Source organism: Rathayibacter sp. AY1F6 (genome assembly GCF_002932035.1).
Taxonomy (GTDB): Bacteria; Actinomycetota; Actinomycetes; order Actinomycetales; family Microbacteriaceae; genus Rathayibacter.
Genome location: NZ_PSVD01000017.1, coordinates 12649 through 33515 on the forward strand (window position 1 = coordinate 12649; position 20867 = coordinate 33515).

A 20867-nucleotide genomic window follows, 5' to 3' on the forward strand; every position below is an offset into this window, starting at 1 on the left:
AGCGCGCCCGGGCTAACGGCTCGCGCGCCTGCGGAGCCGCAGGAGACTCCGACGGCCGGATCGGGAATATACCCCCCGGGGGTATGTTGCACTCCCCTGGACCGAACCGGAGGAGACACCATGACCGACCACGCCCACCACCACCCGACCACCTGGCGCGCCGCCGCCCTCGCGACCCTGCACTGCCTGACCGGCTGCGCGATCGGCGAGGTCCTCGGCATGGTGATCGGCTCCGCCCTGGGTCTGCCCGCCCTGGCGACGGTCGCCCTCTCGATCGTCCTCGCGTTCGTGTTCGGCTACGCGCTCACGCTGCGGGGCGTGCTCCGCTCCGGAGTGACGTGGCGCGCCGCCGTCGGCATCGCGCTGGCGGCCGACACCGTCTCGATCGCCGTGATGGAGGTCGTCGACAACACGGTGGTGCTCGCGATCCCCGGAGCGATGGACGCGGGCCTCTCGTCCGGCCTCTTCTGGGGCTCGCTCGCCGGCGCCCTGGCCCTGGCCTTCGTCGTCACGACCCCGGTGAACCGCCTGCTCATCTCCCGCGGCCGCGGCCACGCGGTCGTCCACGGCCTGCACGGCTGAGCCGCGCGGGCCTCGACAGGGCGCCTGCGGCGGCTGCTCGACCAGCAGGAGGCGCGTGCCGATCGAGCCGCCCGGACCGCGGGCGCCGCGAGATCCCGTCGGGCGTCAGCCCTGCAGGCGGCGGTAGTGGCGGTTGCGGACCGAGAGGATCGCGCCTCCGATCACCGCCGCGAGGAACGAGCCGGCCAGGACGCCGACCTTCACGTGGTCGTCGGACTCGCTGCCCGCGCCGAACGACAGCTCGCCGACCAGCAGCGACACCGTGAATCCGATGCCGGCCACGAACGCCATGCCGATCACGTCCACCCAGCGCAGCGACGGATCCAGGCCGATGCCGCGGAACCGGGTCAGGAGGAAGGTGCTCCCGGCGATGCCGAGCGGCTTGCCGAGCACGAGGCCCGCGATGATGCCCACGGCGATCGAGTCCTGGAACGAGTCGACCAGGCCCGCGACTCCGCCGACCGTCACTCCGGCCGAGAAGAACGCGAAGACCGGCACCGCGACCGCGGTCGAGAGGACGCTCCAGCGGTCGGCGAAGTGGGCGGCGAGGCCGTCGTAGACCGGGCGCCCCTCCGCGTCCGACCCCACCTGAACCCGGGCGCGCCTCGACGCGACGACCGGCACGGTGAAGCCGAGCAGCACGCCCGCGACCGTGGCGTGGATGCCCGAGGCGTGCACGAGCGCCCACGTCGCCACTCCGAGCGGGATCAGCACCCACCAGGCGCGCACGCCGCGCTGCACGCAGACCGCGAAGACCGCCAGCGGCACCAGCGCGAGCAGGAGCATCAGCACGTCGATGCCGGCGGTGTAGAAGACGGCGATGATCGTGATCGCGATGAGGTCGTCCACCACGGCGAGCGTGAGGAGGAACGTCCGCAGCGCCGGCGGGAGGAAGCGGCCGACCACGGCGATCACCGCGACGGCGAAGGCGATGTCGGTGGCGGCGGGGATCGCCCAGCCGTCCAGCGCGGCTCCTCCGCGGGGCAGGTTCACCGCGGTGAAGATCAGGGCGGGGACGGCCACGCCGCCGACGGCCGCGACGATCGGCACGAGCGCCGTCTTCGGGTCGCGGAGCTTGCCGGCGACGAACTCCTCCTTGAGCTCGAGCCCGACGACGAAGAAGAAGATCGCGAGCAGGCCGTCGGCCGCCCACGACCCGACGCTCAGCTCGAGGTGCAGGGCCTCGGGGCCGAAGCGGAAGTCGCGGACCGCGCTGTAGAGCGCGGACGCGGGGCTGTTGGCGACGATCAGGGCGAGGAGGGTCGCGGTGAGCAGGAACGCTCCGCCGACCGTGTCCTTCTGGAGTGTCTGGCGGAGTCCCCGCCAGATCGAGTGGGGGGCCTGATCGGCGGGCAGGGGCTGGTGCGGCATGAGGGGTTCCGTCCGGAGGGGTGGGTGAGCGCGGGGACGCGGCCGCGGACTCCGGAGGAGGGGCGGTCGCGGGTCAGCCGCGCGGCGGCGGGCAGCCGGCGATCTCGCCGTGCGCGTTCGTCCCCCACGAGCTGAGCCATCCGTTCGTGCCCGAGGCGCGCTTGGTCAGCAGCAGCCGGGTCGGGTACGCCGCGGCAGCGCGCGCGCGGGCGCGGCTCAGCGGAGGGAGGGTCAGGGGCACCGCACCAGGGTACCGGTGGCACCCGCGAGGGGGCCGGGTGTGCACGAGCGCTCGGCGGAGGAGCCGCCTCTCCCGCTGCCGAGCCTCCTCGGCCCCTCCGCTCAGGGGACCTCGTGCCCCGGGCCCGACTGCCCGCCGAGCAGCGGGCGCAGCGCGGTCGCGACGGCGTCGGCGCGCTCCTCGCCGCCGAACCACGCGTTGCCGGCCCGCACGAGCGGGTAGGCGGCCGCGAGGAGGTCGCGCCCCGCCGGGGTCAGGGCGATCCGGGAGTGACGGCCGCGGCCGCGCTCGGCCCCCCGGTCGAGCAGGCCCCGCTCCGCCAGCCCGGCGACCAGGGCGGTCATGCTCTGCGGGCGGACGCCGACGGCGCGGGCGAGGTCGGCCTGCGTCAGCCCGTCGGCCGCCGAGAGCTGTGCCAGCACGCCGAACTCGACCGGGCTGAGCCCGACCGGCGCGAGCGCGTCGCCGACCCGCCTCGCCAGGTCGCGGGCGGCGCGGATGACCGTCCAGGCGGCGATCGCGTCGACGTCGTCGCGGGTCAGGGAGAACTCCGAGGACATGGACCGAGCGTAGCGGCGTAGTCTTCGAGTATCAGTTAGTTGATACCGAGGAGGAATCATGAGCGATGTGATCGCGATCACCGGAGTCACCGGCGACGTCGGCGGCAAGACCTTCGAGCGGCTCGTGGCGGCCGGCGCGCCCGTCCGCGCGATCGTCCGCCGGCCCGAGCAGGCGGCGGCCCTCGCGGCCCGCGGCCTCGACGCACGGATCGCCGACCTCGGCGACGGGGCCGCGCTGACCGCCGCCCTCCGGGGCGCCGACCAGCTCTTCCTGGTCACCGCCGCCACCCCGCGCCAGGCCGAGCACGGCGCCACCGCCGTCCGCGCCGCCCAGGAGGCGGGCGTCCGCGCGCTCGTGCAGCTCTCCGGCGGCGACGCGGCCGAGCACTCGCCGCTCCCCTGGGGCCGCGCGATCTGGCGGACCGACGAGCGGGTGCGCGCCTCCGGGCTGCCCGCGACGATCCTCCACGCCTCGGGCTTCCTGACGAACCTCGAGCCCTCGGCGCCCGCGATCTCGCGCGGTCTGCTCCCGCAGACGATGGGGCGCGGCGTCATCCCGTGGATCGACACCGCCGACATCGCCCGGGTCGCCGCGCACGTCCTCGAGGCGGGAGGGCACACCGGCGCCGAGCCCGTCCTCACCGGACCGGCCCTGCTCGACGGACCCGGCGCCGCCCGCGAGCTGACCGCGGGCCTGGGGCGGCGCGTCCGCTACCTGCACCTGCCCAGCCGCGTGTTCGCCGGGGTCCTGCGCCTCGCCGGCACGTCCGCGTGGCAGGCGGAGGGGCTCCGTCGGCAGTTCGGAGTCGTCGCCCGCCGCGGCCTGGACGGCGTCGACGTGCTCACCGACGAGGTCGAGCGGATCACGGGGACGCCGGCCCGCTCGACGGCCGACTGGGCGCGGTCCCGCCGCTCCGTGCTCCTCGGACGGGAGCAGCCGCGACCCCTGCACGCTCCACCCGGCACCGGTACCCCTACCCGTGGATCCGCCGCAGGCGCATCGTAGGGCTGTGAAGCAGATCCAGTACGCCGGCGCGACCTTCCAGGTGGGGGACGCGGTCGCCGACGCACTCGTCTCCTACGCCTCCGGGCTCGCCGCCCACGGCCGCACCGACAGTGTCGAGCTCCCCGTGCTCGCCGGCGACGGCCACGCGACGGTCGTGACGCTGCTGCTCAACTCCGCGACGAGCCTCTTCGTCTCCGGCGCCGCAGGCCTCCTGCCCGGGCTCGACGAGAAGGCGGTCGCCGCCGACCTCCGCCAGCGGACGCAGTGGCTGGACGCGGTCCCGGCGGTCACCGCCGTGGAGCCGAGCGCTCCGGAGGACCTGATCTGGCTCGAGTTCCCGGAGGTCGCGGCCCTGATGGACCCCGAGACCGGCGCCCGCTCCCCCGCGACGCTCCACCTCGTCGAGCACTCGCCGCGCCGCGACTCCCTCGTCTTCACCGTCGTCTACGTCAGCACGCTCGACCGCGACCTGGGCTCGGGGGAGATCCGCCGGCTGCTCGAGACGAGCCGCCGCAACAACGTCGAGCACGGCGTCTCGGGGATGCTCGTCTTCCGCGGCCGCCGCGTGATGCAGCTGCTCGAGGGCGAGGAGTCGGACGTGCGCTCGCTCTACGCGCGGATCCTCGCCGACCCGCGGCACGAGGGCGTGGTCACCGTCTGGACCAGCGTGCACGAGCAGCGCCGGTTCCCGGACTGGTCGATGGGCTTCGACGAGCTCGACCTGCCCGTCGAGCGGCCCGCCTCCTGGCCCGAGCCGGACCTCCCCGAGCAGTCGATCGACGCCGTGGCGGACGACTACCTCCGCCGCCGGTCGGAGGCGCTGCGGAGCGCGCTGGTGAGCAGCGACCCCCTCGTCGCGAGCCTCGCCGTCATCCTGCACGGGCACCGCCCGGAGCGCGTCCTCGAGGGCGGCGCCGGAGTGCGGCTGCGCTGCGCCGAGTGCCGCGCCTTCGACGCCCACGACGGGTACGACTCCTACCCCTGCGCGACCGCGAGGACCGCGATCCAGGCGCTCGAGGCGGCCTGACGCGAGCCGGGCGGCCGTGCGGGATCACCGTCCCGGGCGCTCCGAGCGCACCCCCTTCCGCGGGTCTGCGCAAGCCCGTCCGCTCGCCCCGGCGCGCCTCTAGGGTGAGGCCATGACCGATCCCGGCGCGGCCCGCCACGACGTCCTCATCATCGGCGGCGGCAACGCCGGACTCTCGACCGCGGGGCGGCTGCGGCGCTCCGGAGTGGACGACGTCGCGGTGATCGAGCCCCGGTCGACCCACGTCTACCAGCCGATGCTCTCCCACGTCGCGGGCAGCACCGCACCCGCCTCCGCGGCGACCCGGCCCCAGGGCTCGGTGACGCCGAAGGGGGTCGTCTGGATCCAGGACCGCGTCGAGACGATCGACCCGGTCGCGCACACGGTCACCCTTCTCTCCGGCCGCACCGTCGGCTACGGGCAGCTCGTCGTCTGCCCCGGGATCCAGAAGGACTGGGCCGCGGTCCCCGGGCTCCAGGAGGCGATGGACTCGCCGTTCGGAGTGTCCAACTACGAGTACGAGTACGCCCGCAAGGCGTCGCAGGTGCTCCGCGAGGTCCGCTCCGGCACCGTCGTCTTCACGCAGCCCGGCGGCCCCGGCACCTGCTCCGGCGCCTCGCAGAAGCCGATGTACCTCGCCTGCGACTACTGGCGCGCGACCGGCGTCCTCGACCGCATCCGCGTCGTGCTCGTCGTGCCGACCCCCACCCTGTTCGGGATGCCGCTGATCGACTCCGAGCTCGAGCGGAAGGTGGCGGAGTACGGGATCGAGGTCCGCTACGGCCGCGAGCTGGTCGAGGTCGACGCGGCCGAGCGGAGGGTCGTCCTCGCCGTCGACGAGCGCGCGACCGCCCTCCCCGGCCCCGACCGCGCGCGGCGCTCGACCGACGGCCCGCGCGAGACGCTGTCGTACGACGTGCTGCACGCCGTGCCCCCGCAGTCGGCCCCCGACTGGCTGGCCGGCACCGGACTGGCCGCCGAGGGCGACGAGGGCGGCTTCGTCGAGGTCGACCCGCTGACCCTGCGGCACCCGCGGTTCCCCGACGTCTGGGGGCTCGGCGACGCGGCGGCCACGGTCAACTCGAAGTCCGGAGGAGCGCTGCGCCAGCAGACCACCACGCTCGCGAAGAACCTCGTCGCCGCGCAGAAGGGCCGCCCGCTCCCCCGCGTCTACAACGGCTACTCCGTCTGCCCCTTCGTGGTCTCGCGGTCGAGCGTGGTGTTCGCCGAGTTCGACGACCGCTACCGCCCGAAGCCGACCGTCCCCTTCTGGACGGGCCTGGCGAAGGAGCGGCGCCTCACCTACCTCGCCGACCGCCGCGTCCTGCCGTGGGTGTACTGGAATCTGATCCTGCAGGGACGCGCCTGAGCGTCCTCTTCCGGACATGTCCGGAAGAGGCGCTTGCCGCTGCCGGAGGCGCTCCCGAGACTGAGGGGTCGGCACCACCGTCCGACGTGCCCCCTCGTCTCCTGGAGGACCCGATGCGGCCCAGCCCGACTCCCGACCGCTCCGGCACCGCGCGATGACGACCGCGCAGGACTGGGGGCCCTCGGCCGACGCGGACTCCGCCGGAGGTCCGCCCGCCTCGCGGAGGCGGCGCTTGCGCGCCTGGATGCGCGGCGGCTCCTTCGGGCCGACCGGCCTCACCCGGCGCGGCTGCCTCCTGGTGCTGGCGTCGGTGCTCGTGGTGGCGGTGCCGGTCGTCGCGCTGACGCTCGCGCACGTCGATCCGCACGCGTCGCTCAAGGTCTGGATCCTGGCGATCACGCTGATCGCGCTGGTCGGAGCGCTGCTCCGGGTCGTCGCCGACGCCGGTCCGGATCCGCAGGCCGACCTCGACCGCGCGGGAAAGGCGGTCGGAGCGGTGGCCGCGGCCTACACGGCGCTGGCCGTGATCATCGACTGGGGGATGCTGCACCTCTGAGGCGCGGTCAGCGGGCCTCGTCGCGCGGGTCGTCCGTGCCGTCGGGAGCGCTGCCGATCACGTCCGGAGTGCCGCCGGTGCCGCCCTGCGCGCTCCCGGTCCCGTCCTGCGCCGCCCGCTCGTCCTCGCGCCGGCTGAGCCAGCCCGGGCCCTCGCGCCGCAGCCGCTCCGCCTCCGGACTCGGGACGGGCGGCGCCGCCGGCCGCCGCAGGAGCCGCACCTGCCGGACCGCGCCGAGCACCACTCCGGCGCCGAACAGCGGCAGGCCGAGCAGGAGCACCAGCCACAGCGGCGCGTGCCGGCGTCCGCCGCCGACGACCGCGCCGAGATCCCAGCCCGCGTCCGCCGCCAGCCAGAGCATCCCCGCCACGAAGACGGCGCTCACCAGCGAGAGCGCCCAGGGCTGCGCGAGGAGGAGCGCCTGCGCGCGCTCCGTGCGGAAACCCTTCGCCATGCGCCGATCCTAGGCGGGCGTCAGCCGGCGAGGATCCGGTCGACCAGCCCCTGCGCGTCGCCCTCCGCGGGAACGATCTGCACGGTGTCGCCCTCGATCGGCTGCATGACGGAGAGCGCAGACTCGACCCGGTCGCCCACGCGGAGGAGGAGCCGGGCGTCGGCCCCCTCGTCGATGGCCGCCTGCGAGCCGCGGCGCAGGAGGGCGGCGCCCGCCTCGTCGAACCGGACGTCGACGACTCCCGTGCTCGGATCGGCCTCGACCGCGGCGACGCCCGCGCGGGTGAAGTCCTCGGGATCGACGAGGACGTCCTGCCCGCCGACCGGGACGCACTGCGGATCGGAGCCGGCCTCGCAGAGCGCCGAGACGGCGACCCCGAGGCCGCCGACCGGCTCCGGAGTGGCGGCCGGGGACGCCGAAGGCGACGACCCGGCGGAGCAGCCGGCTAGGGCGAGCAGGAGGAGCGCGGCGGCTCCGGAGGCGGTGCGGCGGATCACGGGGTCTCCTCGGGTCGCGTCGGAGCGCGCCACGATACCGAGGCTCCGGCGCTGCGGCCACTCGGCGGCACGGCTCGGGCGGGGCGGCTGCGGCGGGCGGCGGCGGACCGGAGGAACCCGGCCGGATCCCCGGGCTGGTCGCTCGGGGCCGGACCCCGCTCGATCCCTCCGCACGGGGCCGGTCGGAGCCCGGCCTCCCGGAGCCCGCCCCTCAGAGGCGGACGACCAGCTTCACCGCCGACACACCCTCGTGCAGCCGGTCGAGGGCGGGCTGCAGCGCGGCGAGCCCCTCACCTACCACCTCGGGCGCCGGGGCGCAGACGTGACGGCCCTCGGCGAGCGCCGCCGGCAGGTGGTCGCGCCACAGCACCGGCCCCACCTCGTTCGTCATCAGCGAGCCGCCCCAGACGAAGCGGGCGCGGATGCCGCGGCGCCGGGCCGCGATCTGCAGCGCCGCGGTGCCGCCGACCACGCGCAGCATCGTCCGCACGAAGGCGGCGCTGACACCGCGCCGACGCGGGAGCGAGCCGAACGAGACGGAGGGGCTGGCCAGGGCGACGCGTCGCGCTCCGGTGCCCGCGGCCACCGCCACCGACGGGGCACCGGAGCCCGTCCCGATCGCGAGCACCCCCGCGACCTCGTGGCCCGCGAGCGCCGCCACCAGGTCGGCGACGACGGTGGGGCTGCGGTAGTCGAGCACGATCTCGGCGCCCAGCTCGCGCATCCGCTCGTGGTTGCGAGGCGACGCGGTCGTCGCGACGCGGTGCCCGGAGGCGACGGCGAGCTGGATCGCGTTGCTCCCCACGCTCGTCGTCCCGCCCCAGACCACGACCGTCCTGCCCGTCGGGCGGACCGGGACGCTCGGGTGCGGCAGGGCGAGGTGGTCCCGCTGGAACAGCGCCGTCGCCGCCGTCGAGACCGCGAGCGGCAGCACCGCCGCCTCCTCGAAGCCCAGCCGGTCGGGGATCGGCGCCGCCAGGTCCTCGCGCACGACCGTGTACTCCTGGAAGGCGCCCTCGTCGCGGTTCCGCCGCCCGCGCTCCATCCCGACCGCGTACGCGACGGCCCGGTCGCCGACGGCGAAGCGCGTCACTCCAGGGCCGACCGCCTCGACCACTCCCGCCACGTCCTCCCCGAGCACCGCCGGGTACGGCACCCAGCGGAACATCAGATCGCCCGTCCACTGCTTCATCTCGTCGACCGGGTTCACGGCCAGGGCGCGGTTGCGCAACAGGACCTCCCCCGGACCGGGGACGGGCATCGGAGCGGGGCGGACGACGAGGTCGGCCCGCGGGGCGGTCAGCAGGGCGGCGGCGTTCTCGGGCACGGGCGGCTCCAGTCGGAAGTGATGGCAGGACGTGTCGTCACACTACTCCTGATGACACGTCGTGTCGTCAGCTATCCTGGGCGGATGTCACGCTGGGCTCCCGACGCCGCCCTCCGCCTCGAGCAGGCGGCGATGGAGCTCTTCGCCGAGCACGGCTACGCGGGCACCACCGTCCCCGCGATCGCGGAGCGCGCCGGGCTCACCACCCGCACCTTCTTCCGCCACTTCGCCGACAAGCGTGACGTCCTCTTCCTCCGCGAGCGCGAGTTCCCCGAGATCGTCGGCCGCCTGCTCGCCGGCGCCCCCGCCGGCCTCGCGCCGATGGACCTCGTGATGCACGGCCTCGAGGCGGCCGCCTCGGGCGACCTCCAGACCTGGCGCGCTCCGATCGCCGCCCGCCGTGCCGTCGTGCGCTCCGAGCCGCAGCTGCGCGAGCGCGAGCTCCTGAAGTCGGCCGCCCTCGCCGAGAGCATGCGCGCCGCCCTCGTCGACGCCGGAGTCGCGCCGGAGGACGCGGCCCTCGCCGCCCTCGCGGCCTCCGCCCTCTTCGACCTCGCCCTGGAGCGCTGGCTCGCCGCACCCGAGGGGTCCCTCCTGGTCGACGTCCTCCGCGCCGAGCGCGCACGCCTCGGCGCGCTGCTCGCGCGCTGACCCCGCACGACGCTGTCGAGGCGGGGACGATCCGCTCAGAGCGCCCAGGGGAAGGCGGGGGCGTTCGAGCGGGCGCCCTGCGCGGCCTTCGAGCGGCCGGGCTCGCCGAGCTCGGCGAGCAGCGCCTCCGACTCGCCGACGAGGACCGCGAGCGCGCCGGGCGTGAACCAGTCGGGGCGCAGGGCGAACAGGAGGTCCTCGGTCGCCGTGTTGCCGCTGGCGCCCGGCGCGAAGGGGCAGCCGCCGAGGCCGCCGAGCGCGCCGTCGACCACCGCCGCCCCGGCCTGCACGGCGGCGATCGCGTTCGCGACGCCCGAGCCCCAGGTGTCGTGGCCGTGGAACACGATCTCGCGGGGCGGGGTCTCCGCGGCCACGCGTGAGACGAGCGACGCCACCTGGCCGGCGTGCGCCTGACCGAGCGTGTCGCAGACGACCACGTCGGCCGCTCCCGCCGCTCGCGGGTCACGCGCGATCGCGAGCACGCGCTCCGGGTCGACCGGGCCCTCGAACGGGCAGGTGAACGAGGTGGCGATGCACAGCTGGATCCGCCCGCCGACGCTCTCGGCGAGCGCGACCGCCTCCGGCATCGCGGCCAGGCTCGCCTCGGTCGGCCTGCCGACGTTGGCGAGGTTGTGCGAGTCGGACGCCGAGAAGCAGTACTGGAAGCGGCGCGCCCCCGCGGCGGCCGCACGCTCGACGTGGCGCGGAGTCGCGACCCACACCCAGCACCGCTCCAGCTCCTCGGGAGTGAGCGCGGCGATCACGTCGAGGGTGTCGGCCATCGGAGGGACGAGGTCGCCGCGCGCGAGCGAGCCGATCTCGAGCTCGGGCACTCCCGCGGCGAGCAGCGTGCGCGCGAGGTCGACCTTGCGCTCGGTCGTCAGGAGCTTGCCGGTGAGCTGCAGGCCGTCGCGGAGGGTGACGTCGCGCAGGCGCGCGGAGGCGAGCGCGGTCACCGGCCGGCCTCCTCGGCAGCGGCGGCGGAGGGAGCAGCAGCAGCGGCCGGAGCTGCAGCAGCAGCCCCGCCGGCGGAGGGAGCAGCGGGACCGGTGCGCCGGAGCATCCCCAGCACCTCCTCGGTGTCCTGGCCCAGGTCGGGCGCGAGCGAGCGGATGGGGAGGGAGCGGCCGCCGAGCACCGGCACGATCCCCGGGAAGCCCACGCCGCACAGGGTGCCGCCGGCGTCCTCGACGTCGAAGGCCTGGATCATGTCGCGCGCCGCGTACTGCTCGCTCGCGCTGATGTCGGCGGCCGTGTAGATCGGGCCGGAGGGGACGCCCTCGTCGTCGAGGACCGCGAGCGCCTCGGCGGCGGTGCGGCCCGCCGTCCACGCGCCGATCGCCGCGTCCAGCTCGTCGCGCCGGGCCCAGCGCTGCTCGTTCGAGGCGAGCGCCGGGTCCTCGCCCAGGTCGGCGCGGCCGATCACCGCCATCAGCCGCTGGAAGATCGCGTCCGCGTTCCCCGCGATCACGATGCTCGCCCCGTCGGCGCAGGTGTAGGCGTTGGTCGGGGCGATGCCCTCCATCCGCCCGCCGACGCGCTCCCGGACGATGCCGTGCGCCTGGAAGTCGGGGATCAGCGACTCCGTCATCGAGAACATCGCCTCGTGCAGCGCGACGTCGACGACCCGCTCCGCCAGCGGTGCCGGATCCAGCCCCGCGGAGCGGCGGGTCTCGCGCTGGAACAGCGCCATCATCACTCCGTAGCCCGCGTACAGCCCGGCGATCGAGTCGCCGATCGAGACGCCGACGCGCACGGGCGGCCGGTCCGGGTCGCCGACCAGCTCGCGGAACCCGCCCATCGCCTCCGCGACCGCCGCGAACCCGGGCCGGGCCGACAGCGGGCCGGTCTGCCCGAACGCGGAGATGCGGCCGATCACGATGCCGGGCCGGGCCTCGTCGAGCACGGCCGGCCCGATCCCCCAGCGCTCGAGCGTGCCGGGCCGGAAGTTCTCGAGCACCACGTCGCACTCGGCGACCAGGCGGCGGACGGCGTCCCGCCCCTCGTCCGTGCGCAGGTCGAGCGCGATCGAGCGCTTGTTGCGGTTGATCGTGTGGAAGAGGAGCGAGGTCTCGGACCCCTCGTGCAGCCGCCAGCGGCGCAGCTCGTCCCCCGTGCCGGGCCGCTCCACCTTGATCACCTCGGCGCCGAAGTCGGCGAGCAGTCGGCCAGCCGTGGGCGCCGCGATGAAGTTGCCGAGCTCGAGGACGCGGACGCCCGCGAGCGGGAGGGGTGCGGTCATGGCACGGCCTTTCGCTCCCGTCGAGGCTAGCGCGGAGGACGGCGCCACCCCCTGCCCTCACGCGGACGCCCGACCTACACTTGCCGGACATCATGCGCAGACACACCCTCACTCCGCGACCGGACTGGCGAGCCCGCTGCGACGAGATCGGCTTCAGCTTCTACGACCTCCCCTCCGAGGGCGGCCGCCCCTACTGGAACGAGTCCGCGGCCTACTCCTTCGAGCCCGCCGAGATCGACCTGCTCGAGCGCACGACCTCGGAGCTCTTCGACCTCTGCATGGAGGCGTGCGAGCTCGTGGTGCGGAAGGGCCGCTTCGCCGAGTTCGGCATCCCGCCCCGCTTCCACGAGCTGGTGCGCACCTCGTGGGACGAGGACGACCCCACGGTCTACGGCCGCTTCGATCTCGCCTACGACGGCGCGGGCGCGGTGAAGCTGCTCGAGTTCAACGCCGACACCCCGACCTCGCTTGTCGAGACCGCCGCGGCCCAGTGGCAGTGGCTGGTCGAGACGAAGGGGCCCGACGCCGACCAGTTCAACAGCCTGCACGAGCAGCTCGTCGAGCAGTGGCGCCACCTCCGCCTCGAGCGCTGGAGCCTCGACGAGGGCGCCCGGCTGCACCTCGCGTCGCTGCACGACTCCGGAGACGGCGAGCTGATCGTCGAGGACGCCGACACCGTCGCCTACATGGCCGAGACCGCGGCGCAGGCCGGCTTCGACCCCAAGCTGATCTTCGTCGAGGACATCCGCTACGAGCTCGACGGCGCCGGCTTCCTCGACGGCGACGGCGAGCCGATCCGCCACGTCTTCAAGCTGTACCCATGGGAGTGGATGCTCGGCGAGCAGTTCGGCGGCCTGCTCCTCGACCGGCGCGAGCGCACCCGCTGGGTCGAGCCGGCGTGGAAGCTCCTGCTCAGCAACAAGCAGCTGCTGGTGGTGCTGTGGGAGATGTTCCGCGGCCACCCGAACCTGCTGCCCGCCTCCGTGCATCCGCTGCCCGGCACCGCGCAGGTGCGCAAGCCGTGCCTGGGCCGGGAGGGCGCGAACGTGACGGTCCTCGACGCCGACGGCTCGGTCGTCGCCGAGAACGGCGGGAGCTACGGCGCCGAGGGCTTCATCCACCAGGAGCGCGCCGAGCTGGCCCGGGTCGACGGGAAGACCGTCGTCATCGGCAGCTGGATCGTCGGCGAGACCCCGGCCGGCATCGACGTGCGCGAGACGAGCGGCCTGATCACCGGCGACCTGGCGGAGTTCGTCCCCCACTACATCGAGGGCGGACGGAGCGACGGGGTCGCGTCGGCCGCGGACGGCGCGTCGGCCGCCTCCCGCCCCGGGCACGGCGCCACCCCCGCCTACGGCGCTCCCGCGCCCGGCACCCCCGCGCCCGAGTACGGCGCCCCCGAGCACGACCGGCCGCAGGACACCCGCGCGGCCCGCCCGCAGGACGAGGAGACCCGATGACGGACGACGACCGCACCCCCGGCGATTCCGGGACGCCGAACTCCGGGAACGACTGGGGCAGCCGCGAGCCCGCGGCGGGCTCCGGCACGCCGAGCGGAGGCTCGAGCGGCGGCACCGGCCGCGGCGACGGCTCCACCCGCACCGCTCCCCACCGCTCCCGGAGCGTCGGCATCAGCGGCATCGCGAAGAACCGCCGCGGCCTGCTCATCGGCGGCGCGGTGGCGGTCGGCGCGGTCGGCCTCGCCGTCGCCCTCGCGAACGGCGGCCCCTCGACCGACGGCGTCGTCGCCACGGGAGCCGACGGCCAGGACTACGTCATCCCCGAGAACGCCGAGCGCCCCGTCTACGCGAGCCGTGAGGACTGCCTCGCCGACGTGCGGGAGCAGATCGCCCAGCTCCAGGCGCAGGGCGAGGAGGTCGGCGACGACCCCGAGCAGCTGTGCGAGGCGACCGACGAGTACCGCGGGCACTACGCCGGCGGCTTCTGGCTCGGCCCGCTGATCTTCGCGTCCTCGCGCTGGAACTCGACGCGGGCGACCAGCTGGGCGCCCGTCGCGTCCGGCGGCTTCGCGGCCCGCGGAGCGACCCAGCCCGACGTCGTGCAGCGTGCGCCGGCCGGCTCGACCGTCGGCTCGAAGGCGACCCTCTCGGGCGGCTTCGGCTCCTCCGGCAAGTCCGGCTTCGGCTCCACCGTCGGCGGCTGACCGCAGCGCACCTCCGCCCTCGCGCCCGGGACGCGGGGCGAGACATCCGCCGAGACACCGCTCGCACGCCGGCCATCTCGTCGATCACGGGGACGGCTCGCCGCCGCTCCCTCTCTCAGGAGGAGGGCGTCGCGCTCGGGAAGAAGTGCCGCTCGACGGGATCGCCGTCGGCGTGGGTCAGCGCCGCCGCGCGGATCTCGCGGTCGCGGCCGGTGAGCCGCTGGGTCTCCTGCCGCCGGAACTCGCCCCACGAGGGCACCATGAACGTCTCCAGCTGCACGTCGGCCTCCTCCCCGCTCCGGTAGAGCGCCCAGCGCGAGGCGCCGGTCCGGCGGCGGGAGCTCTCCAGCAGCCGCATGGCCGATCGGAAGTCCGCGAGGGAGTCGGGGCGGACCGTCCACGAGATCTGCACCATCACCGGCCCGTCCGTCGGCTCCGGCTCGAACACCAGCGTGGGCGTGGGCCACGACATCGAGATGCTGCGGTCGACGGTGCCCGTCCCCGGCAGCAGGGGCAGCACCCGCACGCTGGCCGCCACGAGGAGGAGCAGAGCGGCCGCCGCGGCGTACGCGGGCGCGGTGCCGAGCACCTGCGCGGCCAGGCCCCAGCCGATCGAGCCGACCGCCATGGTCCCCATGAAGACCAGGATGTAGATCGAGGCTCCGCGGGACCGCACCCACTGCGGCAGTGTGAGCTGCAGTGCCGCGTTCAGCACGGTGAGGGTGCCGATCCAGGCCAGCCCCGCGAGGACCAGCAGCAGCAGCGCCGGGACGAGGGGCAGGAAGGCCGCCGCGAGCGTCCCCGCCGCGAACAGCACGGCGCTCGCCCCGATGACGACGTCGTCCGAGAGCTTCCGGCGGGCGAGCGGCAGGGCGAAGACGCCGAGCACGGCACCGGCACCGAGGGCCCCGAGGAGGAAGCCGTAGCCGCTGGAGTCGAGCTGGAGGCGCTTCGCGGTGAGCGGCAGCAGCGCCCAGAGCGCACTGGCCGGCAGGGCGAAGAGCGCGGAGCGGAGGAGGATCCGGCGGACGAGGTGCGCGGAGGCGACGTACCGGATCCCTCCCTTCAGCGCGGCGCCGAACTGCTCGCGGTCGTCGAGGCCGGTCTGCGCCGGCCGCTTCCACCAGAGCAGAGCGAGCACCGCGCCGATGAAGCTCAGGGCGTTGATGCCGAAGACCACCGGAGCGCCGAACGCCGAGAGGACGACGCCCGCCAGGGCCGGGCCGACCGCGCGGGCGCCGTTCACCGTCACCCCGCCGAGGGCCGACGACGCCGCGATCAGGTTCCGGGGCACGAGCTCCGGCTGGATCGCCTGCCAGGCGGGCGAGGTCAGGGTGGAGGTGATGCCGAGGAGGAAGGTGAAGGCCAGGATCGTCCACGGCGTCAGCGCGCCGACCGCCGCCACGACCGTCAGAGCGGCCGCCAGCAGCGCGCTGGCCGACGACCCCCAGATGAGCAGCCGCCGCCGGTCGAGCGAGTCGGCCAGCACGCCCGCGGGGAGGGCGACGAGGATCGAGGGCGCCAGGCTCGCCGTCTGCACGAGCGCGACGACCGCCGCGCCCGCGGCCGCCTCGACCAGGTACCACTGGGCTCCGACGGTCTGCATCCAGGTGCCGATGTTGCTGCCCAGCTGGGCGAACCACAGCACGCGGAAGGCGGTGATCGCCATGGGCGCCCAGGCCGACGGCTGCGCCGGCGCGGACGTCTGCGCCGGGGCGGCCGGAGCCGGAGCGACGTCCTCAGTCACGGGGCACGGCCTGCCGCACCGAGAAGAGGTTGCCGAACGGGTCCAGCAGCTGGCACAGCCGCTCCCCCGTGAACACCGTCTTCGGACCGCGGTGGGCGACGGCGCCGTTCGCGGTCCAGTCGGCGACGACGGCGTCGACGTCGGGGACCGTCCAGTACGGGCTCGTGCCGTCGGGTCCGGGCCGGTTCAGCTCGTCCCGCTCGTGCAGCGTCAGGCGGGTGCCGTCCAGGTCGTAGGCCACGAGCGCCCCGCCGCGGACGACGGGCTCGCGCCCGAGCCGCGCCGAGTACCAGGCGATCGCGGCGTCGAGGTCGTCGACGAAGTAGAAGACGTTTCCGACTCCGGCGAACTCCGTCGTCGTCATGCTCGGGCCGGCGGGAGGGCGTCGCGGAGGAAGGCGAGCGAGGGGCCGATGGCCGCCTCCGTGTACCCCTCGGCGTGACGGGTGCCCGGGATCAGCTGCAGCGTGCTGGCGACTCCGACCGCGGAGAGCGCCGCCTGCATGGCCTGCGCGTCGCTCACGGGGACGAACTCGCCGAGCGAGTTGGCCAGGAACACCGGCCCGCCGTCCGGGGAGGCGTGGCGCGTCGTGGAGGCGGCGGTGAGCAGCCCGCGGTCGCCCCCGACCTCGTTGAGGATCGTCCAGCGCAGGAAGGCGTCGTTCCGGCCGGTCTGGTTGATGTCGGCGCTCTTCATGGCGTCGAGGTCCTGCGTCGTCGGCGTGGCCGGGAGGTCGTCGGTCGCCTCGACGATGCCGAGGAGGTCGAACATCCCCGACCAGCTGACGGCGGGCCGGCCGGTGGCGATCGCGGCCTCCACGACCAGGTTCCCGCCCGCCGATCCGCCGAAGAACGCCAGTCTGCTCCGGTCGAACGCCCACTCGGACGCGACCGCCCACCGCTCCGCGGCGAGCACGTCGTCCCTGCTGGCCGGGAAGACCGAGTCCGGAGCCTCGCGGTAGTCCGCCGCGAACACGAGGTAGCCGGCGTCGACCAGCATCGTCGCGAGCGCCCGCTCCTTGCTCTTGTCCCCCCGGAACCACCCGCCGCCGTGGATCAGCACGACGGCCGGCCGAGCGGCGTCCTCGGCCGGGGACACCGACCTGCTGTACACGTCCAGCACCTGCGGCGACGACCCCCCTTCGACGTACGGAACCCCGATGCTCACTGACGGCTCGTCCGACACGGTGACCCCCTCCGGTCCAGATTCTCGACTGCAGTCAGACCGTAGGAGCCGGGGGCGGCGCGAGCCAGGCCCTGCAGGGGTCACCCAGGAGGGCGCCCGCAGGCCCGCCTCCCGCGGCGGCGCCGATCGCGACTAGCCTCGGAGGGTGTTCCTGACCGAGCCGTACGGCTTCCGCGACCGCTCCGCCCTCGACGAGCGCCGGGCCCTGCTCGAGGACGAGCCCTCGGTGCAGCCCCTCCGGGCGTTCCGCGAGGAGCTCCTCGCCCGGCGCATGCGCAGGCATCCGGGTGCCGTGGTGCCCGACTTCGACCCGGCCGAGGCCGGCGTCGAGGCGCGTGCGCTCATCGTGCTGGAGGCCCCGGGACCGATGTCGACCGGCCCCGACGGCTCCGGCTTCGTCTCGGTCGACAACGACGACGCGACCGCCGCCTCGACCTGGACCCTCCGCGACGAGGTCGGACTGCACGCCCGCACCCTGGTCTGGAACATCGTGCCGTGGCAGCTCGACGGCGCCCCCGACGCGGACGAGGTGCGGCAGGGCGCGATGGAGCTGCGCCGGCTCCTGCCGCTGCTCCCCGACCTGCGGGTCGTCGTCAACGCCGGGACCGCGCCGACCAGCGGCTGGAAGAAGAACATCGAGCCGTACCTGGTCGACGGCCCGACGGTCATCGACTCGTGGAGCCCCGGCCAGCGGGCGATGAGCCAGCCCCGCAAGCGCGACGAGCTGAAGCGCGCCTTCGAGCGCGCGACGCACCTGGTCGGCTGAGCCCCCGGGGCTCCGAGGCGTCACGAACGGTCGTCATCGGAGCCGGGAGGCGGCCCTTCGCGACGCCTCGACCGCCGGCGGACGGTCCGCTCAGGCCGAGCGGGCGTCCCGCAGCGCGTCGGCCGACTGCTGCGCGGCGCGGCGGACGTCGCGGTCCGGGTCGCGGAGCATGCCCGTCAGGACGGCCTCGACGCTCGCCGCGAACTCGCCCTTCGCGTCGCGACCGGAGGAGATCCCCGCCAGAGCGGCCGCCACGAGAGCGCGCGCTCCGGCCGCGCGGACCCGGGGGTGCTCGTCGGTGGTCAGGCGGGACAGCTTCTTCTGCCCGCCCAGCACGCGCTCGGCGCAGACGCGGGCGCACATCTCGCGGACGCGCCAGGAGGGGTTCGCGAGTCCGGCGGTCACCGCGTCGGCGGCGTCGTCGTCCCAGACGTAGAGGAGCGCGCGGGCGCCCCAGAGCTCGGGCCAGTAGAGGGAGGGCGCTCCCTTGAGGATCCCGTCGGCGTGCTCGCCGCCCACGGTGAGGAGGAAGGACTCGCCCTCGTACCCGCCGGTGAGCAGGGCCGCGGATCGCAGGGCGACGTTGCGCTCCCCCTCGCGGGCGACCTGCGCGCGCAGGCGCTCCTCGAGCGGATCGGTGAGGGTGACGGTCGGTTCGTTGTCGCGTGCCATGAGGCTCCCGAGAGTACCCGCCCGCCCCGCGCCTTCGAAGACCCGCAGCGTTCGGAGCCGCGGCGGTCGGCCCTCTCCGTCCTGCTGCGATGGTCCGATCAGCACTCGTGCCACCTGCTGGTCGAGTGGCGCCGCAGGGACCACGGCTGAGGGACGCCTGGTAGATTCGATCCGATCGACCCCCTCCCAAGCCTCTCCGCGATGCTCACATGGGAGGGGCCTTTTTCTTCGGCACCGAGGTACTGCGATGGCACGGAAACCGAGCCTGTCGTGGAAGCAGCAGGTCCAGCTCCTCCGTGACCGCGGGCTCGGCATCGCCGACGCGGAGGCCTGCACGAGCTACCTGGCCGCGCAGAACCACTACCGCTTCTCCGGGTACGCCCGCTACTTCCAGCGGGCTCCGCACGACGGGGACGACTCGTTCGCGGACGGAGTCTCGTTCGAGGACGTCCGAGCGGTCTGCGACGCAGATGAAGCGCTGCGGCAGAGCCTGCGTGCTCGACTGGCCCGTGCCGAGATCCTTCTCCGCAGCCGTACGGCTCATGTCATCGCTCGTGAGCACGGCCCGTACGAGTGCTCTCTCGAGAAGAGCTTCTACTCCGAGTCTCCGAACGCGGAGTCGACAGTCGATTCGTGCCTCCGCGACATCGAGCGCAGCAGGGAACGGCATGTCCTCCGCTTCACGGAGCTCCCCGGCGGCAGGGGCGCGGCCGCCTTCGGCGAGCTACCGGTGTGGTCGGCCGTCGAGGCCTGGTCCTTCGGAACTCTGTCGAGATGCATCGAGCGAGGGGCACGAGGATCGCTTGCGGGGGACGTCGCGTCCGGTCTGGGAGTCGCCCGAGCCGGTTTCGCCTACCGGGTCCGCGCACTCGTCTACTTGCGCAACCGGTGCGCTCACCACAGCCGGCTCTGGAACCACTCCGTGATCGATGCGGGCCCCACGCCCAACAACGTCCGCGCGAAGGCGAAACGTCTCGCCGGGCAGTTCACTCCGCGCTCGGTCGTGGACGTCATCGCTTCGTTGGACGACATCCTCCTACGAGGAGCGGACGCGGCCCCGATCCTTCCGGAGCTCGTCGCCGAGCATTCCCTGCACGACGTGTTCTGGCGAGGGCTCACGACGCCCCGGAGCCCCCTCGATCATCGAGGACCGCAGTGAGAGCGACGCGACCGGGTCGGTCCCGCCCGCCCCGCGCCACGGCGGATGCCGCAGCGGAACGGACGATGCCCGCCCGCTCAGGAGGCGCCCACCGGGAGGTCGGCCCCGCCTGACTATGCTGGTGCCACCCCCAGCAGCCGAGCCCTCTGAGCCTCGTCCGCGCCGGGGTGGCGCGGCTCACCCGCCCGGGGAGCGGAGGAGGTCCTCTCATGGCCGATCGGCCGAACCTCCGCCATGTCGCGGCGGTCGCGGGCGTCTCGCACATGACCGTGTCGCGCGTGCTCAGCGGGCACCCCAACATCAAGGAGTCGACCCGCCAGAAGGTCCTCGAGGCGGTCGACGAGCTCAACTACCGGCCGAACATCGCCGCCCGCTCCCTCGTCACGCAGCGCACCGACCGCATCGGCGTGATGATCGAGAGCGGCGCCGAGTACGGGCCGTCGAGCACCCTCCGCGCGATCGAGCGCGCCGCCCGCGAGAAGGGGTACTCGATCACCTCCGTCGCGCTGCGGCCGGACCTCGAGATGACCCCCACCGACGCGATCGCCCACCTGATGGGCCTCGGGATCGACGCGCTCTGCGTGATCGCGCCGCGCTCCTCCTCCGTGGCGACCCTCCGCACCGTCGAGATCGGCGTGCCGACGCTCGTGGTGAAGAGCGACAAGGATCCGAGCTTCCTCACCGTCTCGGTCGACCAGCAGGCCGGCATGTTCCAGGCCGTCGACCACCTGGGGAACCTCGGCCACCGCGACGTGCTGCACCTCTCCGGCCCCCTCGACTGGCTCGACGCGCGCGCCCGCGAGCGCGCCTTCCACAGCCGCGCGAAGTCGTGGGGGATGCACGAGCGCCCCATCGTCATCGGCGACTGGACCCCGGACTCCGGGTACGACTTCGCCGCGAGCCTGCAGTCGGTGCCCGACTTCACCGCGATGGTCGTCGCGAACGACGAGATGGCGCTCGGAGTGATCCACGGCCTCGTCGAGCGCGGGATCCGCGTGCCCGAGGACATGAGCATCGTCGGCTTCGACGACCTGCCCACCGCCCGCCACTTCCTCCCGCCGCTGACGACGGTCCGCCAGGACTTCGACAAGCTGGGGACGACGGTCGCCGAGGTGATCCACGCGAGGATCCGCGGCCAGGAGATCCCGCAGCGCACCCGGATCCCCACGGAGCTGGTGATCCGCTCCTCCACGGCCGCTCCCCGATCGTGACCCTCCTGTTCCCGTCCCGCCGCATGCGCTCGCGTATCATCGGCGGCAGCCCCTGGCACGCCGGACCCTGACGGCGCGCC

23 protein-coding genes are annotated in these 20867 nt (G+C 74.5%); 11 read left to right on the forward strand and 12 right to left on the reverse strand.

All coding sequences use genetic code 11. The annotated features are described in order from the left end of the window. The first annotated feature begins 120 nt into the window (after window positions 1-120). The gene (locus tag C5C44_RS12835) at window positions 121-582 is read left to right on the forward strand and encodes a DUF4396 domain-containing protein (protein ID WP_104234357.1); all 462 of its coding nucleotides are present in this window, start codon (window positions 121-123) and stop codon (window positions 580-582) included. A gap of 105 nt (window positions 583-687) precedes the next feature. Here the strand turns inward: C5C44_RS12835 and nhaA are convergent, their stop codons facing one another. From nhaA to C5C44_RS12845, 3 genes are all read right to left on the reverse strand, one after another. Beyond that, window positions 688-1953 carry a Na+/H+ antiporter NhaA gene (gene nhaA, locus C5C44_RS12840; protein ID WP_104335976.1) on the reverse strand — a complete coding sequence of 422 codons (1266 nt, stop codon included), beginning with the start codon at window positions 1951-1953 and terminating at the stop codon, window positions 688-690. A gap of 73 nt (window positions 1954-2026) precedes the next feature. After that, on the reverse strand, window positions 2027-2194 hold the full coding sequence (locus C5C44_RS17090) for a hypothetical protein (protein ID WP_159940701.1): 168 nt from the start codon (window positions 2192-2194) through the stop codon (window positions 2027-2029). 101 nt (window positions 2195-2295) lie between these two features. After that, on the reverse strand, window positions 2296-2754 hold the full coding sequence (locus tag C5C44_RS12845; RefSeq protein ID WP_181027218.1) for a MarR family winged helix-turn-helix transcriptional regulator: 459 nt from the start codon (window positions 2752-2754) through the stop codon (window positions 2296-2298). Window positions 2755-2812: 58 nt separating this feature from the next. On the opposite strand from C5C44_RS12845, the gene C5C44_RS12850 reads away from it, so the two are divergent. From C5C44_RS12850 to C5C44_RS12865, 4 genes are all read left to right on the forward strand, one after another. Next, window positions 2813-3760: an NAD(P)H-binding protein gene (locus C5C44_RS12850; RefSeq protein WP_104226996.1), complete on the forward strand. Its 948-nt coding sequence runs from the start codon at window positions 2813-2815 to the stop codon at window positions 3758-3760. A gap of 4 nt (window positions 3761-3764) precedes the next feature. Continuing rightward, window positions 3765-4787: a BLUF domain-containing protein gene (locus C5C44_RS12855; protein WP_104238673.1), complete on the forward strand. Its 1023-nt coding sequence runs from the start codon at window positions 3765-3767 to the stop codon at window positions 4785-4787. A gap of 112 nt (window positions 4788-4899) precedes the next feature. Beyond that, a complete protein-coding gene (locus C5C44_RS12860) occupies window positions 4900-6156 on the forward strand; it encodes an NAD(P)/FAD-dependent oxidoreductase (RefSeq protein ID WP_104335977.1) in 1257 nt (418 codons plus the stop codon). Window positions 6157-6388: 232 nt separating this feature from the next. Then, on the forward strand, window positions 6389-6712 hold the full coding sequence (locus C5C44_RS12865; protein WP_104305349.1) for a hypothetical protein: 324 nt from the start codon (window positions 6389-6391) through the stop codon (window positions 6710-6712). A 7-nt stretch (window positions 6713-6719) separates the two neighbouring features. On the opposite strand, the gene C5C44_RS12870 is transcribed toward C5C44_RS12865, so the two are convergent. The 3 genes from C5C44_RS12870 to C5C44_RS12880 form a co-directional block, all read right to left on the reverse strand. After that, a complete protein-coding gene (locus tag C5C44_RS12870) occupies window positions 6720-7166 on the reverse strand; it encodes a hypothetical protein (protein ID WP_104335978.1) in 447 nt (148 codons plus the stop codon). A 20-nt stretch (window positions 7167-7186) separates the two neighbouring features. Beyond that, the gene (locus C5C44_RS12875; protein ID WP_104335979.1) at window positions 7187-7663 is read right to left on the reverse strand and encodes a hypothetical protein; all 477 of its coding nucleotides are present in this window, start codon (window positions 7661-7663) and stop codon (window positions 7187-7189) included. Between the two features lie 211 nt (window positions 7664-7874). Beyond that, entirely contained in the window at window positions 7875-8990 is a 1116-nt protein-coding gene (locus tag C5C44_RS12880) for a zinc-binding alcohol dehydrogenase family protein (protein WP_104335980.1), read from the reverse strand. Window positions 8991-9074: 84 nt separating this feature from the next. Between C5C44_RS12880 and C5C44_RS12885 the strand changes: the two genes are divergently transcribed. Further along, window positions 9075-9641 carry a TetR/AcrR family transcriptional regulator gene (locus C5C44_RS12885; protein ID WP_159940693.1) on the forward strand — a complete coding sequence of 189 codons (567 nt, stop codon included), beginning with the start codon at window positions 9075-9077 and terminating at the stop codon, window positions 9639-9641. A 35-nt stretch (window positions 9642-9676) separates the two neighbouring features. On the opposite strand, the gene C5C44_RS12890 is transcribed toward C5C44_RS12885, so the two are convergent. Together C5C44_RS12890 and C5C44_RS12895 are read right to left on the reverse strand one after the other, a co-directional pair. Continuing rightward, window positions 9677-10597: a hydroxymethylglutaryl-CoA lyase gene (locus tag C5C44_RS12890; RefSeq protein ID WP_104288155.1), complete on the reverse strand. Its 921-nt coding sequence runs from the start codon at window positions 10595-10597 to the stop codon at window positions 9677-9679. Beyond that, window positions 10594-11883, reverse strand: a complete 1290-nt coding sequence (locus tag C5C44_RS12895) for a CaiB/BaiF CoA-transferase family protein (RefSeq protein ID WP_104335981.1) — start codon at window positions 11881-11883, stop codon at window positions 10594-10596. Before C5C44_RS12895 ends, C5C44_RS12890 begins: the two co-directional genes overlap by 4 nt. Before the next feature lie 92 nt (window positions 11884-11975). Between C5C44_RS12895 and C5C44_RS12900 the strand changes: the two genes are divergently transcribed. Both C5C44_RS12900 and C5C44_RS12905 read left to right on the forward strand, forming a co-directional pair. Further along, window positions 11976-13343, forward strand: a complete 1368-nt coding sequence (locus C5C44_RS12900) for a glutathionylspermidine synthase family protein (protein ID WP_104335982.1) — start codon at window positions 11976-11978, stop codon at window positions 13341-13343. Beyond that, window positions 13340-14047 (forward strand): hypothetical protein, encoded by a 708-nt coding sequence (locus C5C44_RS12905; protein ID WP_104335983.1) that lies wholly within the window; start codon window positions 13340-13342, stop codon window positions 14045-14047. Before C5C44_RS12900 ends, C5C44_RS12905 begins: the two co-directional genes overlap by 4 nt. A gap of 115 nt (window positions 14048-14162) precedes the next feature. On the opposite strand, the gene C5C44_RS12910 is transcribed toward C5C44_RS12905, so the two are convergent. Genes C5C44_RS12910 through C5C44_RS12920 form a run of 3 tightly spaced genes read right to left on the reverse strand, consistent with a single transcriptional unit; the run spans window position 14163 to window position 16892 of the window. Then, window positions 14163-15794, reverse strand: a complete 1632-nt coding sequence (locus C5C44_RS12910) for an MFS transporter (RefSeq protein WP_244230571.1) — start codon at window positions 15792-15794, stop codon at window positions 14163-14165. Beyond that, window positions 15787-16158: a VOC family protein gene (locus tag C5C44_RS12915; protein WP_104250023.1), complete on the reverse strand. Its 372-nt coding sequence runs from the start codon at window positions 16156-16158 to the stop codon at window positions 15787-15789. Before C5C44_RS12915 ends, C5C44_RS12910 begins: the two co-directional genes overlap by 8 nt. Continuing rightward, entirely contained in the window at window positions 16155-16892 is a 738-nt protein-coding gene (locus tag C5C44_RS12920) for an alpha/beta hydrolase (protein ID WP_159940689.1), read from the reverse strand. Before C5C44_RS12920 ends, C5C44_RS12915 begins: the two co-directional genes overlap by 4 nt. Before the next feature lie 232 nt (window positions 16893-17124). Between C5C44_RS12920 and C5C44_RS12925 the strand changes: the two genes are divergently transcribed. Then, window positions 17125-17745 carry a hypothetical protein gene (locus tag C5C44_RS12925; RefSeq protein ID WP_104227008.1) on the forward strand — a complete coding sequence of 207 codons (621 nt, stop codon included), beginning with the start codon at window positions 17125-17127 and terminating at the stop codon, window positions 17743-17745. A gap of 90 nt (window positions 17746-17835) precedes the next feature. On the opposite strand, the gene C5C44_RS12930 is transcribed toward C5C44_RS12925, so the two are convergent. Then, window positions 17836-18417 carry a HEAT repeat domain-containing protein gene (locus tag C5C44_RS12930; RefSeq protein ID WP_244230570.1) on the reverse strand — a complete coding sequence of 194 codons (582 nt, stop codon included), beginning with the start codon at window positions 18415-18417 and terminating at the stop codon, window positions 17836-17838. A gap of 247 nt (window positions 18418-18664) precedes the next feature. Here C5C44_RS12930 and C5C44_RS12935 point away from each other — a divergent pair, with 247 nt between their 5' ends. Beyond that, window positions 18665-19576, forward strand: a complete 912-nt coding sequence (locus C5C44_RS12935) for an Abi family protein (RefSeq protein WP_104335984.1) — start codon at window positions 18665-18667, stop codon at window positions 19574-19576. A 209-nt stretch (window positions 19577-19785) separates the two neighbouring features. Continuing rightward, the gene (locus C5C44_RS12940; protein WP_104222399.1) at window positions 19786-20787 is read left to right on the forward strand and encodes a LacI family DNA-binding transcriptional regulator; all 1002 of its coding nucleotides are present in this window, start codon (window positions 19786-19788) and stop codon (window positions 20785-20787) included. The last annotated feature ends 80 nt before the right edge of the window (window positions 20788-20867 follow it).

Bases quoted from the DNA above. Each gene is read 5' to 3' on its own strand.
- C5C44_RS12850 (WP_104226996.1), top strand. From the start codon at position 2,813: ATGAGCGATGTGATCGCGATCACCGGAGTCACCGGCGACGTCGGCGGC.
- C5C44_RS12905 (WP_104335983.1), top strand. From the start codon at position 13,340: ATGACGGACGACGACCGCACCCCCGGCGATTCCGGGACGCCGAACTCC.
- C5C44_RS12860 (WP_104335977.1), top strand. From the start codon at position 4,900: ATGACCGATCCCGGCGCGGCCCGCCACGACGTCCTCATCATCGGCGGC.
- nhaA (WP_104335976.1), bottom strand. From the start codon at position 1,953: ATGCCGCACCAGCCCCTGCCCGCCGATCAGGCCCCCCACTCGATCTGG.
- C5C44_RS12870 (WP_104335978.1), bottom strand. From the start codon at position 7,166: ATGGCGAAGGGTTTCCGCACGGAGCGCGCGCAGGCGCTCCTCCTCGCG.
- C5C44_RS12835 (WP_104234357.1), top strand. From the start codon at position 121: ATGACCGACCACGCCCACCACCACCCGACCACCTGGCGCGCCGCCGCC.
- C5C44_RS12845 (WP_181027218.1), bottom strand. From the start codon at position 2,754: ATGTCCTCGGAGTTCTCCCTGACCCGCGACGACGTCGACGCGATCGCC.
- C5C44_RS12885 (WP_159940693.1), top strand. From the start codon at position 9,075: ATGTCACGCTGGGCTCCCGACGCCGCCCTCCGCCTCGAGCAGGCGGCG.
- C5C44_RS12900 (WP_104335982.1), top strand. From the start codon at position 11,976: ATGCGCAGACACACCCTCACTCCGCGACCGGACTGGCGAGCCCGCTGC.
- C5C44_RS12915 (WP_104250023.1), bottom strand. From the start codon at position 16,158: ATGACGACGACGGAGTTCGCCGGAGTCGGAAACGTCTTCTACTTCGTC.
- C5C44_RS12930 (WP_244230570.1), bottom strand. From the start codon at position 18,417: ATGGCACGCGACAACGAACCGACCGTCACCCTCACCGATCCGCTCGAG.
- C5C44_RS12895 (WP_104335981.1), bottom strand. From the start codon at position 11,883: ATGACCGCACCCCTCCCGCTCGCGGGCGTCCGCGTCCTCGAGCTCGGC.
- C5C44_RS12935 (WP_104335984.1), top strand. From the start codon at position 18,665: ATGGCACGGAAACCGAGCCTGTCGTGGAAGCAGCAGGTCCAGCTCCTC.
- C5C44_RS12940 (WP_104222399.1), top strand. From the start codon at position 19,786: ATGGCCGATCGGCCGAACCTCCGCCATGTCGCGGCGGTCGCGGGCGTC.